Raw genomic sequence first — 13,890 nt, 5'->3', positions numbered from 1 at the left:
CGCTCCGGCCCATGCCGACCCACCAGTACCCGAACGGCCGATCTTCGGCCCGCCTACCCGGCCGAGCGGAACGTGGTGCGGTAGACGCTCGGCGCCACGCCCAGCGACGCGCTCATCTGCGCCCGCAGCGCGGCACCCGTGCCGAAACCCGAGTGCCGTGCCACCTGGTCGATCGACAGGTCGCTCGTCTCCAGCAGGTGCCTCGCCCGCTCGACCCGCTGCTGGGTGATCCACTTGCCGGGGCTCACGCCGGTCTCCTCGCGGAACCGCCGGGTGAACGTGCGCACGCTCATCCGCGCGTGACCGGCCAGCGCGCGCAGGTCCAGGGGCTCGTCCAGGTGTCCCAGCACCCACGCGCGGGCGGCGGCCGTGGAGTTGTCGGTCGCCTCGGGGATCGGGCGCACGATGTACTGGGACTGGCCGCCGGGCCGCCACGGCGGCACGACGCAGCGCCGTGCGGCCATGTTCGCGACACCGCTGCCGTGGTCGTCGCGCACGACCTGGAGGCACAGGTCGACGCCCGCGCCGACGCCCGCCGACGTGAGGACCTCGCCATCGTCGACGAACAGCACGTCCGGGTCGAGGTCGACGTTCGGGAACAGCCGTCGGAAGGTGTCCGCGTGCGCCCAGTGCGTGGTGGCCCGGCGGCCGTCCAGCAGCCCCGTCGCGGCCAGCACGAACGCGCCCGTGCAGACCGACATGACCCGCGTCCCCCGCCGCGCCGCCTCCAGCAGGGCCGCGCGCACCGGTTCGTCCAGCGTCCCGTCGACCATCACCCGCGTGCCGTAGTGGACTCCCGCCACGAGCACCGTGTCCGCCTCGGCCACCAGTTCCAAGCCGTGCTCCGGGGTGAGGGTGAACCCGGCGGCGCTGCGCACCGGCTGACCGCCGGGGGTGCAGACCCGCACCTCGTAGAGCCGCTGCTCCTGCTGGTCGCGAGCCGCCTGGAAGATCTGCGTCGGCGTGCCGAGGTCGAACGCGATCACCCCGTCCAACGCGAGCACGGCGATCAGGTGTGGTCGGGTCATGGCCCGATCCTTGCACAGTATGGCCTTCGAGCCACTTACCCGAACCGCAGCCGCGGAGCACGCTTGCGCGGTGATTCGCAACAGGCAGCAGCTATGGCCCTGGATGATCGCGGGCATCGGTTTCGTCGCGCTCGTGGGCGCGGCGGGCTTCCGGGCCACGCCGGGCGCGCTGGTGGAGCCCCTCCAGCGGGAGTTCGGCTGGTCGACCGGGACCATCGGCTTCGCGATGTCGGTCAACCTCGCGCTCTACGGCGTCACGGCGCCGTTCGCCGCCGCGCTGATGGAGCGCTTCGGCGTCCGCCGGGTGACGGCCTGCGCCATGGCGCTGATCGCGCTCGGCAGCGGTCTGACGATCTTCATGACGCAGGCGTGGCAGCTCGTGATGCTGTGGGGCGTGCTGGTCGGCTTGGGCGCGGGCTCGATCTCGCTCGGCTTCGTGGCCACGATCGGCACCCGCTGGTTCGTCAAGCGCCAAGGCCTCGTGACCGGCGTCCTCTCCGCGGGTGGCGCGACCGGCTCCATGGTCTTCCTGCCGCTGGTGGCGTCGATCAGCGAGTCCGACGGCGGCTGGAAGACCGCCGCCCTCCTGGTGTCCGGGGCGTCGCTGGTCACGGTTCCGCTGGTGTGGCTGTTCTTCCGCGAGCACCCGGCCGACCTCGGCATCCCGCCGTACGGCGCGGACGAGGTCGTGCCCGCTCCCCCGGTCACCGGCAACGCCGCGCGGCTCGCCGTCGACGGCCTCAAGAGCGCCGCCAGGACCAAGCCGTTCTGGTTCCTCGCACTCGGCTTCGCCATCTGCGGCGCCACCACCAACGGCCTGGTGGCCACGCACTTCATCCCCGCGGCGCACGACCACGGGATGCCCACCGTGCACGCGGCCGGCCTGCTCGCCCTGATCGGCGTCTTCGACCTCATCGGCACGATCCTGTCCGGCTGGCTCACCGACCGCGTCGACTCGCGGATCCTGCTGGCGGTCTACTACGCGCTGCGCGGTGCCTCGCTCCTGGTCCTGCCGTCCCTGTTCGGCGAGGCGATCACCGGCTTCATGATCATCTTCGTCGTCTTCTACGGCATGGACTTCATCGCCACGGTGCCGCCGACCGTCGCGCTGTGCCGCGAGCACTTCGGCCTGTCGACGGGCATCGTGTTCGGCTGGGTCTTCGCCTCGCACCAGATCGGCGCCGCCTTCGCCGCCACCCTCGCGGGCATCACCCGCGACAGCTTCGGCGACTACGCACCGGCCTGGTACGTGGCGGGTTTCCTCAGCATCGGCGCGGCACTCCTCTCCACGAGGATCAAGCGCCCGTCCGCCGAACCCCGCGCCGAGGCCACCGTCACGGCCTGACCCCGCGCACCCCCTGCGGCCGACCGGCACGGGCGGAGAACCTCAGGTTCGCGTCCTCGACGGGAGTTCGCCGCAGGAGCTTGACGTCTGCGTGGTAGTCCCTGGACGTCAGCCAGGGCGTCCGGTCGCCCTGGCGCGGCAACTGGTCGATCGCGCGCTGGACGTAACCCGAGGCGAGGTCGAGGAACGGCCGTTTCGGCATGGCCGCGTCGGGCACCGCAGGCACGCAGACGTCGTGCCCCCGCTCGTCCATGTGCGCCAGCAGGCGGCAGAAGTGCTCGCACAGGAGGCCGACCTTGAGCGTCCACGACGACGCGGTGTAGCCGACCGCGAAGGCCAGGTTGGGCACACCGGACAGCATCATCCCCTTGTACGCCACCGTGTCCGCCAGCACGACCGGCACGTCGTCGACCGTGACGCCGATCCCGCCGAACGGCCGCACGGTCAACCCGGTCGCCGTGACGACCACGTCCGCCGCGAGCTCGCGGCCGGAGTCCAGCAGCACGGCCGATTCGGTGAACCCGGCGATCCGGTCGGTCACCACCGACGCGTCACCCGCGCGGATCGCCTTGAACAGGTCGCCGTCGGGTGCCAGGCACAGGCGTTGGTCCCACGGGTCGTACGGCGGGTTGAAGTGCTCGTCGACCGGATAGCCCGCGGGGAGTTGCTTGGCGTTGATCCGGCGGATCAGCCTGCGGGCGAAACGGGGGAACCTCTGGCACACCCACCAGATCCCGCGCTGCTGGGCGATGTTCTTGCGCCGGATGACCCGGTAGGCGCGTTCCTCGCCGAGCAGCGCGCGCATCCTGTTGCCGATGGCGTCCTTCGACGGCACCGGGAGGATGTAGCTCGGGGTGCGCTGGAGCATCGTGACGTGCGCGGCGGTGGCGGCGAGGGCCGGGACCACGGTGACGGCGGTGGCACCGCTGCCGACCACGACCACGCGCTTCCCGGCCCAGTCCAGGTCCTCCGGCCAGTGCTGCGGGTGCACCACGGGTCCGGCGAAGTTCTCCCGGCCGGGGAGGACCGGCGAAAAGCCCTGGTCGTAACGGAAGTAGCCCGTGGCGAAGAACAACCAGGACGCCGTGAACGCGACCACGTCACCGACGTCGGCGCGCTCGACCTCCACGGTCCACCTCGCGTCCGCGCTCGACCACGCCACCCCGAGCACCCGGTGCCGGAAGCGCACCCGTTGGTCGATGCCGTGCTCCGCAGCCGTTTCCCGCAGGTAGTCGAGGATCTTGTCGGCACCCGCGATGGCCTGCTCGTCCCGCCACGGCTTGAACTCGTAGCCGAAGGTGTGCAGGTCGGAGTCGGACCGGATTCCGGGGTAGCGGAACAGGTCCCACGTCCCGCCCGTGGCCGTGCGCGCCTCGAGGATCGCGTAGTCGCGGTCCGGGTGTTCGCGCTGGAGGTAGTAGGCCGCACCGATCCCGGAGATCCCGGCGCCGATGATCAGGACGTCGAGGTGTTCGGACTCGACGGGTGCAGTGGTCATGAGGGCGACTCCCCGGCCTGGCGGACGAACCCGACGGATCCATCGTGTTCGGCCGCCACAGCGCGGGCAAGAGCACGCCCACCAGACCAACCTGACGGACGACTCCGAGGAGTCCTTACCGAACTCCCGCCAGGTTCCGGGCCGCGTCGCGCAGCGAGTCGTCGATCGGCCTCGGCTTGAGCCCGAACGCCTCCGTGGACGCCGAGGAGTCGAGCACGAACGGCCGGGAGAACTGGTACTCCGTGGTGCGCAACTCCTTCACCATCGGCGAGAACAGGCCGATCGCGCGCAGGACCGGGGTCGGGATCGTGGCCAGCTTCGGCGCGCCGACGCCCGCCACGGCGGTGAACCGGGTGGCGAGTTGGCGCACCGTCAACGGCGGTTCGGTGGGCACGGGCCACGCCCTGCCCCACGCGCGCTCGTCGGTGGCGACGGTGGTCAGGAGGGTCGCGACGTCGTTGATCGACGTCCAGCTATGGGGCACGTCCAGCGGGGCGGGCGACCACGCCCTCTTCCCGGCGAGCAGCGGCTTGCCGAGCGCGACGGAGAAGATCGAGTTGGCCTCCACGTAGTCGCTGCCCCGGACCTCGACGGCCCGGATCCGACCCGCGTCGTGGGCGGCGAGCGCGTCGCGCCACATGTCCGCCTTCAGCTTCAGCTTCGGGTGGGTCGCGGCGAGCGGCGTGGACTCGGTGATCGGACCGTCCACCTCGCCGTACCCGTAGAGGCTGCCGGTCATCACGAGCACCGCGCCGGACCGTTCAGCGGCGGTGAGCAGCGCGGACGCGACCGGCGGCCAGTCGGTGAGCCAGCGGTGGTAGGCCGGGTTGACGCAGTTGTAGAGCGCGACCGTGCCCTCGGCCAGAGTGCTGAGCCGCGCCACGTCCCCCGCGTCGGCGGCCACCCGTTCGATGTTCGGGTGCTCGGGCCCACCGCCCGAGCGACTGACCACCCGGACCCGCTCACCACGCGCGGCGAGCAGCGAAGCGGCAGTGGACCCGACCGGTCCGGCACCGACGACCACGTGCAACGACATCAGGATCCTCCTCGGGAAAGAGCAGTGCTCTCCAAGTAGAGCACACTTTCCGAGAACAGTGCTCTCTTTTTTGTGCAACACTCTCGTCATGTCAGCAGGCTCCCTCCGCGCCCGCGTCCGGGCCGAGATGACCGAGGAGATCAAGGCGACCGCCCGCCGCCACCTGGCGACGGACGGCGCGAACCTCTCCCTCCGCGCCGTGGCCAGGGACATGGGCATGGTGTCGTCCGCCCTGTACCGCTACTTCCCCAGCCGCGACGCCCTGCTGACCGCGCTGATCCTCGACGCCTACAACGCGCTGGGCACCGCGGCCGAAGCGGGCGACACCGCGGTCACCGACCGCACGGCCCTGCGCGCCCGCTGGCTGTCGATCTGCCACGCCGTCCGCGCCTGGGCACTGGCGAACCCCTCCGAGTACGCACTGCTCTTCGGCAGCCCAGTCCCCGAGTACCACGCCCCGGAAGCCACCACCGCCGCCGCGTCCAGGACCCCGCTGACCCTCATCACCGTCCTCAAGGACAGCGTCGACGCGGGCTTCTCCACCCCCACCGACCACCTGCCCCCCACCGTCCACGCCGACATGGCCCGCCTGCGAGCGGGCACCGCACCCGGCATCCCGGAAGAACTCCTGGCCCGCGGCAGCATGGGCTGGATCCAGTTGTTCGGCGCCGTGAGCTTCGAACTCTTCGGCCAGCTCAACAACGTCGTCGAAGCCCGCGAGGCCTACTTCGAGTACCAGATGCGCCACGTGGCCACGACCATCGGCATCCCGGAGTAGCCCGCGCGGCAGCACCGTTCAACGACGACTTCGGCCGGGCCACCGCGATCACCGCAATTCGGCGGTCCGGCGCGGAGTTTCGCAACCTACACCACTTCACCATTTCTCAAGGCTGAAAAATAAGCCTCATTACCCAACCCCACCGACCCCAAACCGAAAAGATAGCCCTCACTCCGCGCGTCACCACACCGATCCCACCACTCACTCGACGTCGTGAACCAACACGCCCCCACCAGCGCGGCAAGCACTCAGGGCGAGAAAACCCCTTGACCATTCGGATGACGGAACGCGACACCGCAACCTGCACGAGTGACGTTTCGGTTGAAAAACTTTCCCCCGGCAATCGGCTGTTAGTTTCACGGATGACGACCGGCTTCCCTCATGGAGGAAAGATGAAACGGTGTACGACCGTCCTTTTCGGCACGGTGACGGCGATAGCGCTGCTGATGTCAACCAGTCCCGCGGCGGGTGCCGCGACAGGCGAAGTCGTGGTCTACACCGCCGAAATCGTTCCGCTGGACGTCTACGAGCACCCGCGGGGCTGTTACGCGATACCCGTGGGGGCGCACGTGCTCACCAATCGCACCAACCTGCCGGTGCTGGTCTACGGGACGCCGGGGTGTTTCGGCTTTCCCGTCCTGACCGTCGAGGAGAACTGGGGATCGCACGTCCCCCCTGCCGCGGCGAGCTTCAGCGTCTGACGGCGGCCGTGACCACAGGAAGGGCGCCCGTGCCCGTCGATCTCGTCGTCATCGGAGTGGGGTACGTCGGCCTGCCGCTCGCGGTCGCCGCCGCCGCCTCGGGCCTGTCGGTGATCGGCTACGACACGTCACCGGCGGTGCGGGAGCACGTGGCGCGGGGCAGACCGCACGTGCCGGACGTGAACGGCGCGCAGTTGCGGGCGTTGTGCGCCGCCGGGCTCGCGGTGACCGGTGACCCCTCGGTGATCGCGGGGGCGGAGACGGTCGTGATCTGCGTGCCCACCGGCCTCGGGCCCGACGGTGGTCCGGACCTCTCGGCGGTGCGCGACGCGGCGGCCGCCGTGTCCGACCACCTGCGTCCGGGCACGCTGGTCGTCCTGGAGTCCACCAGCTTCCCCGGCACGACCGACGACGTGGTGCGGCCGATCCTGGAGCGCGGCGGACTTGTTGCGGGAGAGGACTTCTCGCTCGCGTACTCGCCGGAACGGGTCGACCCCGGCAACCGGCGGTACGGCATCGGCAACACCCCCAAGGTCGTCGGCGGGCACACACCGTTGTGCGCCAAGCAGTGCGTCGCGTTCTACAGCCGCTTCGTGGACACCGTGGTCGTGGCGCGGGGCACGCGCGAGGCCGAGATGGCGAAGCTGCTGGAGAACACCTACCGCTTCGTGAACATCGCGCTGGTCAACGAGATCGCCGTGTTCTGCGACCAGCTCGGCGTGGACGTCTGGGACGTGCTGCACTGCGCGGGCACCAAACCGTTCGGCTTCGCCCCGTTCACGCCCGGCCCCGGAGTGGGCGGGCACTGCATCCCGATCGACCCGCGCTACCTGCTGGACAAGGCGCGCCGCACCGGGGGGCGGCTGGGCGTCGTCGAAGCGGCGCACCAGGTGCACGCGGCCATGCCGTCCTACGTGGTGCGGCGGACGGCCCGGCTGCTCGCGAGCGCGGGCCTCGAACTCCCCGGGTCCACGGTGCTGCTCCTCGGCGTGGCGTACAAGGCGGACGTGCCGGACACGCGCGAGTCGACGACGCTGCGGATCGCCGCCGAGCTGACCGCGCTCGGCGCGCGCGTCCGCTACCACGACCCGGTGACCGGCGCCGTGCCCGAACTCGGACCACCGGTGTCCGACCTCGACTCCGCCCTGCGCGACGCGGACGTGACCGTCCTGCTCGTCGCGCACGGCGGGTACGACCTGGGCCTCCTGGCCAGGAACGCCCGGCTCCTCCTCGACGTCACGGGTCGCGTGCCGGGGGAGGAAGTCCAGCGCCTGTAGTACCCCGCGGTCGGGGGTGGAGCCCCGGCCGCGGTCCTGTGACACCCATCCTCATGCCGAAGGAGAACGCCGAGATGACCACTGCTGTCAAGAACGAGCGCCTGGAACTCCGCTTCGACAAGTGGGACAGTGACCGCAACGGCCTCATCGAGCGGTCGGACCTGGAGGCGGAGGCCCACCGGATCCTGGCCGCGTTCGACGAGTCGCCGTCCACCCCGCAGGGGCGCGCGCTGCTGGACTCGTTCACCGGCACCTACGAGTACCTCGCCGAACGGGCCGGGGTCGGCCGAGCAGGCGGTCTGGACCGCCAGCAGTTCATCCAGGTCATCGAGGCGGAGGTGTTCCAAGGTGGTGACGCCGGGTTCGGGCGCGTGGTGCGGCCGATGATCCAGGCGATCCTCAACGTCTGCGACACCGACGGCGACGGCGAGGTCAACCCGACCGAGTTCGCCAAGTGGCTGAAGGCCGTCGGGGTGAACAAGTCCAAGGCCGACGAGTCGTTCCGCATGATCGACACCAACGGCAACGGCTCCCTGACCGTGGACGAACTGGTCGCGGCGGTCAAGGCCTACCACTTCGGCACGCTGGACGTGCCGCTGATGGGCTGACGACCCGCGAACGGGCCCCGGAGCACTCCTCCGGGGCCCGTTCCGTCAGCGCGCGACGCCCACGGCCGACAACGGCCCGCGCGCGGCCACGCCGGGCGCCTGGACGAACCGCACGGTGCGCTCGGGGTGCATCCCGACCTCGGGCCCGGTGCGCGGACTCGGCGTGGAGATGAGGATGTTGTAGTGGTTGGGGTGGTGGCACGCGTCGAACCCCAGCACGGTGCCGATCATCTCGCCGTCCACCCACACCTCGTCGCCGCGGTCGACCACACCGGCGTCGTCGATCTCGACGAAGCCCAGGAACCCCACCCGGTCGATGCGCTCCGCGGTCGCCGGGTGGTCGGTGGTGACCAGCTCGTGCACCTCGCCCCGGCGGACGCAACGGCTGGTGAACGGCTCCAGGCGCATGCCCCGGTCGTCGCGGCGGTGCACGAGCACCTTGACCACCCGGCTGTGCACGGGCCGCTTCGGTCCGTCCTCGATCACGTGTTCTCCCTTCGGTAGGCCTCGTCCACCAGTGCCAGCGCGGCCAAGCCGCCGTCGGCCCGCGCACCGCCGGCGGCGACGGCGCGCGCGAAGTCCCGGAGCACGCCCTCGTACTCGTGCCACAGCGAACCCTTGAACCCGTCGTGCCCGGCGAGCATGTCGGCGCGCAGTTCGCGGCCGTCGACGAGGCGCGCGGTGACGTCCTTCACCTCGCCGGGGTAGGACCAGTCCAGCTCCACCCGAACCGCCGTCGCCGTCCCGCGCGCGGTGAGCACGGCGTGCCGGTCGACCCCGGCCGCGTCCCGCTCGACGCGCGCCCCGCACAGGCGCAGCGGACCGACGAACAGGCGCGCCACGTCGAGCGCGTTGGGGCCGTTGTCGGCCACGCACCCGCCGCCGGAGCGCGCGGCGTCGAGGTACCAGCGGTCGGTCCCGACGTGGTCCTCGATGCGTTCGAAGTACCGCACGGTCAACGACTCCAGCGGACGACCGTCTACTTCGGACATCAGGGTGAGGACGTTGTCGTTGTACCGCCGGTGGAACGCGGTGAACAGCACCACGTCACGCTCGCGTGCCACCCGCACCAGCTCCTGGCCGCGCGCCAGGTCGATGTCCAGGGGCTTCTCCACGCACACCGGCAGCCCCGCCTCGACCGCGTCGCGGCAGATCGCCGCGTGCGCGTCGTTCGGCGCGGTCACGACCACGGCGTCCACCAGACCGGCGTCCAGCATCGCCCGGTGGTCCGGGAACTCCGGGACCCCGTGACCCGCGCGAGCCTCGGGGCGCGGATCGCACACGGCCGCCAGTTCGACGCCGTCGAGCCGGTCGATCGCGGCGAGGTAGAAGCGGGAGATGACACCGAGCCCGACCACGCCGAGGCGGATCACCCGGTGGCCCGCAGGGTCGACGAGCGCAGCTCCTCGTACAGGTCGACGGGCAGCGGCACGCCGTGCGCACGCCGCCACGCCGCCCGCTCACCCTCGGGCCAGCCGGGGTAGACGACCGGGCGGCGCGGGTCGGCGGGCGGGCAGCCCAGCAGCGCGGAGAACAACGCGCCCGCGTCGTCGGCGAACCCCGGCCGCAGCCGCGCGGGCGCGACGGCGAGCGCCATGACGCCGATGTCGTCGTCGGTGTCACCGGCCGACACCGGCCCCAGCGCGGCACCGGACACCAAGGCCGACAGCACTTCCACCAGCAGTCCCAGCCCGAAACCCTTGTAGGCGCCGGTTTCCGGGGTGCTGCCCAGCCACAGCAGGTGCCCCTCGCCCCGGTCGTAGTCGGCCGGGTCGGTGACCGGCGTGCCGTCGGCGGCGGCCAACCAGCCGACGGGGATCGGCTCGTCCGCCCGCGCCGCGGCCCGGATCCTGCCGGTGGGCACCACGGTCGTGGACATGTCCAGCACGAACGGGTGCCGGTCACCCGCGGGGCAGGCCAGCGCCAGTGGGTTGGTGCCCAGCACCTTCGCCAGGCCACCCGGTGGGCGGGCGATGGTCTGGCCGCCGCAGTTGGACGTGACGAGCCCGATGACGCCCCGGTCGGCGGCGCGGGCCGCGTGGAACCCCGCGCACCCGATGTGCGTGGCGCCGCGCAACGACACCACCCCGACGCCGTACCGCTCGGCGCGCGACACGGCGAGGTCCATCGCCTGGGAGGCCGACCACAGGCCGAGGGTGCGGTGGGCGTCGGCCAGCACGCACGCGCCCAGGTCGGTGAGGACCTCCATGTCGGCCGCCGGGTCGGCGCGGCCGGACTCCAGCAGCGGCAGGTACAGGCGGGTCAGGTTGACCAGGCCGTGCGAGGTGACGCCGGTCAGGTCCCCGTGCACGAGGGCACGGGCCGCGGTGTCGGCTCGGTCGCGCGGGACACCTCGGTCGGCGAACACCCCCGCCACGGTCGACACCAGCTCGGGGTAGGGCACGACGACGTTCATCATCCTCCGTAACGGGCGAAGCGCGTGACCAGGTCTCGCACCACCGCCGAGAACCGGTCCAGTTCCTCGACGTGGGCGTGTTCACCGCGCGCGTGGGCGTTGTTGGCCTCCAGCGATCCCGGTCCCAGCACGGCGGTGCGGGCGCCCGGCACGTCGGTCATCCAGATGGCGTCGCAGGTGAACCCCGGCTCGTCGGCGGGCCACGGCGGCACGAGCCCGGCCAGGTCCGGCACGTCGTGGTCGCGCAGCGCGGGAAGGCCGCGCTTGCGCCACTCCAGCGCCGTGATCGCGGGAGCGTCGACAGCCGTGCGGTGGAACGGTTGTACGCCGCGGAAGCGTTCGGCGAACGCCGCCAAACCCTCGCGAAGCTCCACCTCCAGCGCCGCCGTCAGGACCGCGGCCGACTCGGCGCTGCCGTAGGACAGGTTCAGCAGCAGCTCCCCCGAGCCGTAGACGCGGTTGTGCATCCGGCCCGTGTGCAGGCCCGCCACGCAGACCCTGCCGTCCGGGACGCGCCCGGCGAGCCCGGACGCGAGGTGCTGGGCCAGGAAACCGAGCAGGACCGTCGCGTTGTGCCCGGCGTGCGGCTCGTCGTCGATCGCGTCCTCGCCGCGCACGACGACGGCCGCCGTCATGGCGGCGGTGCAGCGCGGCAGGTACCGCAGGCCCGTCGGCTCGCAGAACACGTTGAGCGCGCCGCGGAAACCCGCCTCCACCAGCGGCCGGGTGCCGAAGACGCCCATCGCGCCGCCCTCCTCGCCGGAGACGGCCTGCACGAGCACGCTGACGTCGCGCCCCACCGCCGGGTCGCGCGCCGCTTCCCGCAGACCCGCGAGCAGCGCCACGGCGGGCCCCTTGGCGTCGATCGCGCCCCGGCCGTGGAACCGGACCCCGTCGAACCCGACCGGCTCGACCGGCGCGACCGTGTCCAGGTGCACGTTGAACATCACGGTCGGCTCAGCCCGACCCAGCCGCAGCACCAGGCTCGGCTGGCACTCCAGGAAACCGGGGTCGCGCCGCACCGCCTCCCGCACGACGGCGGGCACGTCGGCCCGCAGCACCGATTCCGGCGACGCGGGCCCCAGGTGCGCGGTGCTCATGCCGAACGCTTGCGCGGCCTCGGCGAAGGCGTGCACGGCGTCCCACAGCCGCACGTCTCCGTCGGTCTCCAACGGGCCCGCGGTGGGCGTGCGCAGGAGTTCCAGCAGCAGGGCCCGGTCCGGGGCGATCACCGCAGCAGCCCGGCCATCGCCCGCCCCGCGCGCACGAACGCCTCCGCCGCACCGTCCGCCAACAGGCCCGAGCGGTGCGGCTGGAGCGCCACGTGCGGCTCCAGCGACCACGCCCCGGTGTACCCGACCGAGCGCAGCAGCCGCACGCAGTCGCGCACGCGCGCCTCGCCAGTGCCGGGATCGACGAACGCGGCGCCGCGGGCGTCCTTGACGTGCACGTGCGCCACGTGGGGCGCGACGCGCCGCAGCACCGCGTAGCCGTCGTACCCGTGGGCCACGGGGTTGCCCGTGTCGAACAGCAGCCGCAGCGCGGAGCCGGGCACCGCGTCCACCAGCTCCAGCATCCGGTCGGCGTCCGAGGCGGCCCACCCGGAGCAGTTCTCGTGCAGCAGCACGACTCCCGCGGCTTCGGCGACCGCGGCGAGCGCCACGACGCGGTCGAGCACCCGCGCGCGCCACCGCGACTCGGCCAAGCCGTCGTTGGGGTAGGACATGATCCGCACGTAGCGGGTGCCCAGTACGGCGCACCGCCGGGCCAGCACGGCCAGTTCGGCGAGGTCGTCCTCGAACGGCGCGGTGATCGGCCGGGCCCATCCGCCGATCCGCGACGCCACGCACACCACCCGCACGCCGTGGTCGGCCAGCGTCGAGGCGACCCGTGCGAAGTGGCGGTCGTCCAGGTCGGCGACGGCGAGCCCGTCGACGGTGCGCAGTTCGACGGTCGACCAGCCCAGCTCGGCGAGGACGGCCAACTGCCCGGCCAGGTCCGGGGCCGCCTCGTCGGTGATCCCGGCCAGGACGACGCCGCTGCCGGGCACCGCGGGGCGCGCGGGCGCCACGGCCTCAGACCACATGGACGGCCTCCGGCGCGCGGGCCGCCGGGATCATCGGTTCGGCGCTGATGTTCTTGGCGACCGACAGCAACCGGGCCACGTCGCAGGCGACGGAGAAGCTCTTCGCGTGCTGATCCCGACCGCCCTGGAACAACCGGTAGGCGTGGATCATCCATTCGGTGAGCGAATCGTCGCGCAGCACCTCGTGCTCGCGTTGTCCGGCCACCGTCACGGTCAACTGGGAGTAGGGGTCGTCGGAGCTGATCGCGTAGTTCCCGACCGCCGTGCCGTTCTCGAACCGCATTTCGACGCGCCGCTGCCGCGCCGGGGAAGTAAGGTCCGAGGTGATCTCGGTGCGGGTGCCGTTGGTGTGCCGCAAACCCATTCGGGCACCGCCCATTCGTGGCACCCGTGTCGTGCCCATCACCAGGTCGGAACCGGACGCGTGGGTGACGCGGGCGTTGCCCGCCAGGCGCAGCGCCAGGCCCACGCCGTGCGGCAGCTCCACGTCGAACGCCGTCTGGTGCGACGTCGTGGTCAGCGTGCGCCGGAACCGCGGCTTGTCCTGCACGAGCGTGATCGAGCGCGGGTCGCCCAGGGTCCCGGCCCGCACCAGCGCGACCAGCCGCGTGGTCAGCGAGCTGGTCAGCCACGGCTCGACGACGGCGATCGACAGGCCGTGCCGACGGCGCAGCCCGATCACGCGCGCCAGGTCGTCGGTGTCGACGGCCAGCGGTTTCTCCACCACCATCCGCCGGAAACCCAGTCCCGCGAGCGCGGCGACCACCTCGGAACGGCTCCCCGGCGGCGTGCACACGTGCACCACGGTCCGCGCGGGGTCCACCTCCGCCGCAGCGGCCTCCAGGCTCGTCCGCACGAGCAACCCCGGCCGTTCGGGCGGCGTCCGCCACGGGTCGCACCCCACGACCGGCTCGTCGTCGAACAGGTGCGGCGCGGAGGCCCGAGCGCCCCCCAGCACCGGTAGGTGCAGTTGCGCGCCTGCCCGCCCCAGCCCCACCACGAGTGTCCGCACCACTGATCCCCGCCCGTCGCTGGTGAACACAGCCGACAACGTCCAAAAGCGGACCAATTCGATGTTTCACGGTTCGGCCGACGCCTGTCAACGGCGCACGCTCAC

Annotated in this window: 14 protein-coding genes; 5 read left to right on the top strand and 9 right to left on the bottom strand. The window is 72.0% G+C overall.

Going from position 1 to position 13,890, the window contains the following annotated elements:
* Positions 1–53: 53 nt before the first annotated feature.
* Positions 54–1,028: a GlxA family transcriptional regulator gene (locus NZH93_RS20300; RefSeq protein ID WP_259624714.1), complete on the bottom strand. Its 975-nt coding sequence runs from the start codon at positions 1,026–1,028 to the stop codon at positions 54–56.
* A gap of 19 nt (positions 1,029–1,047) precedes the next feature.
* On the opposite strand from NZH93_RS20300, the gene NZH93_RS20295 reads away from it, so the two are divergent.
* Positions 1,048–2,373 carry an MFS transporter gene (locus tag NZH93_RS20295; protein WP_276023788.1) on the top strand — a complete coding sequence of 442 codons (1,326 nt, stop codon included), beginning with the start codon at positions 1,048–1,050 and terminating at the stop codon, positions 2,371–2,373.
* On the opposite strand, the gene NZH93_RS20290 is transcribed toward NZH93_RS20295, so the two are convergent.
* The gene (locus tag NZH93_RS20290; protein ID WP_259624712.1) at positions 2,363–3,871 is read right to left on the bottom strand and encodes a flavin-containing monooxygenase; all 1,509 of its coding nucleotides are present in this window, start codon (positions 3,869–3,871) and stop codon (positions 2,363–2,365) included. The genes NZH93_RS20295 and NZH93_RS20290 overlap by 11 nt on opposite strands.
* Before the next feature lie 115 nt (positions 3,872–3,986).
* Entirely contained in the window at positions 3,987–4,907 is a 921-nt protein-coding gene (locus tag NZH93_RS20285) for a Rossmann-fold NAD(P)-binding domain-containing protein (protein WP_259624711.1), read from the bottom strand.
* An 88-nt stretch (positions 4,908–4,995) separates the two neighbouring features.
* Here NZH93_RS20285 and NZH93_RS20280 point away from each other — a divergent pair, with 88 nt between their 5' ends.
* From NZH93_RS20280 to NZH93_RS20265, 4 genes are all read left to right on the top strand, one after another.
* A complete protein-coding gene (locus NZH93_RS20280; RefSeq protein ID WP_259624710.1) occupies positions 4,996–5,685 on the top strand; it encodes a TetR/AcrR family transcriptional regulator in 690 nt (229 codons plus the stop codon).
* A 278-nt stretch (positions 5,686–5,963) separates the two neighbouring features.
* Positions 5,964–6,386: a hypothetical protein gene (locus NZH93_RS20275; protein ID WP_259624709.1), complete on the top strand. Its 423-nt coding sequence runs from the start codon at positions 5,964–5,966 to the stop codon at positions 6,384–6,386.
* 29 nt (positions 6,387–6,415) lie between these two features.
* Positions 6,416–7,663 carry a nucleotide sugar dehydrogenase gene (locus NZH93_RS20270; protein ID WP_259624708.1) on the top strand — a complete coding sequence of 416 codons (1,248 nt, stop codon included), beginning with the start codon at positions 6,416–6,418 and terminating at the stop codon, positions 7,661–7,663.
* Positions 7,664–7,737: 74 nt separating this feature from the next.
* On the top strand, positions 7,738–8,271 hold the full coding sequence (locus NZH93_RS20265; RefSeq protein WP_259624707.1) for an EF-hand domain-containing protein: 534 nt from the start codon (positions 7,738–7,740) through the stop codon (positions 8,269–8,271).
* Positions 8,272–8,316: 45 nt separating this feature from the next.
* Here NZH93_RS20265 and NZH93_RS20260 read toward each other — a convergent pair whose 3' ends face one another.
* From NZH93_RS20260 to NZH93_RS20235, 6 genes are read right to left on the bottom strand one after another with little or no spacing between them, the layout of a single operon-like run.
* Positions 8,317–8,757 (bottom strand): DUF6917 domain-containing protein, encoded by a 441-nt coding sequence (locus tag NZH93_RS20260; protein ID WP_259624706.1) that lies wholly within the window; start codon positions 8,755–8,757, stop codon positions 8,317–8,319.
* The gene (locus NZH93_RS20255) at positions 8,754–9,644 is read right to left on the bottom strand and encodes a Gfo/Idh/MocA family protein (RefSeq protein WP_259624705.1); all 891 of its coding nucleotides are present in this window, start codon (positions 9,642–9,644) and stop codon (positions 8,754–8,756) included. Before NZH93_RS20255 ends, NZH93_RS20260 begins: the two co-directional genes overlap by 4 nt.
* Complete coding sequence (locus tag NZH93_RS20250; RefSeq protein WP_259624704.1) at positions 9,641–10,687, bottom strand: Ldh family oxidoreductase; 1,047 nt, start codon at positions 10,685–10,687, stop codon at positions 9,641–9,643. The genes NZH93_RS20255 and NZH93_RS20250 overlap by 4 nt, the downstream gene beginning before the upstream one ends.
* Entirely contained in the window at positions 10,687–11,919 is a 1,233-nt protein-coding gene (locus NZH93_RS20245; RefSeq protein ID WP_259624703.1) for a M20/M25/M40 family metallo-hydrolase, read from the bottom strand. Before NZH93_RS20245 ends, NZH93_RS20250 begins: the two co-directional genes overlap by 1 nt.
* Positions 11,916–12,773: a sugar phosphate isomerase/epimerase family protein gene (locus tag NZH93_RS20240; protein ID WP_259624702.1), complete on the bottom strand. Its 858-nt coding sequence runs from the start codon at positions 12,771–12,773 to the stop codon at positions 11,916–11,918. The genes NZH93_RS20245 and NZH93_RS20240 overlap by 4 nt, the downstream gene beginning before the upstream one ends.
* The gene (locus tag NZH93_RS20235; protein ID WP_259624701.1) at positions 12,763–13,785 is read right to left on the bottom strand and encodes a Gfo/Idh/MocA family protein; all 1,023 of its coding nucleotides are present in this window, start codon (positions 13,783–13,785) and stop codon (positions 12,763–12,765) included. Before NZH93_RS20235 ends, NZH93_RS20240 begins: the two co-directional genes overlap by 11 nt.
* Between the last annotated feature and the right edge of the window lie 105 nt (positions 13,786–13,890).

Source organism: Umezawaea endophytica (assembly GCF_025061645.1).
Taxonomy (GTDB): Bacteria; Actinomycetota; Actinomycetes; order Mycobacteriales; family Pseudonocardiaceae; genus Umezawaea; species Umezawaea endophytica.
The sequence above is the reverse complement of the archived record's forward strand: the minus strand, read 5'-3'. Positions and strand labels throughout refer to the sequence as shown.

Bases quoted from the DNA above. Each gene is read 5' to 3' on its own strand.
- NZH93_RS20280 (WP_259624710.1), top strand. From the start codon at position 4,996: ATGTCAGCAGGCTCCCTCCGCGCCCGCGTCCGGGCCGAGATGACCGAG.
- NZH93_RS20240 (WP_259624702.1), bottom strand. From the start codon at position 12,773: ATGTGGTCTGAGGCCGTGGCGCCCGCGCGCCCCGCGGTGCCCGGCAGC.
- NZH93_RS20285 (WP_259624711.1), bottom strand. From the start codon at position 4,907: ATGTCGTTGCACGTGGTCGTCGGTGCCGGACCGGTCGGGTCCACTGCC.
- NZH93_RS20275 (WP_259624709.1), top strand. From the start codon at position 5,964: ATGACGGAACGCGACACCGCAACCTGCACGAGTGACGTTTCGGTTGAA.
- NZH93_RS20300 (WP_259624714.1), bottom strand. From the start codon at position 1,028: ATGACCCGACCACACCTGATCGCCGTGCTCGCGTTGGACGGGGTGATC.
- NZH93_RS20265 (WP_259624707.1), top strand. From the start codon at position 7,738: ATGACCACTGCTGTCAAGAACGAGCGCCTGGAACTCCGCTTCGACAAG.
- NZH93_RS20250 (WP_259624704.1), bottom strand. From the start codon at position 10,687: ATGAACGTCGTCGTGCCCTACCCCGAGCTGGTGTCGACCGTGGCGGGG.
- NZH93_RS20290 (WP_259624712.1), bottom strand. From the start codon at position 3,871: ATGACCACTGCACCCGTCGAGTCCGAACACCTCGACGTCCTGATCATC.
- NZH93_RS20295 (WP_276023788.1), top strand. From the start codon at position 1,048: ATGGCCTTCGAGCCACTTACCCGAACCGCAGCCGCGGAGCACGCTTGC.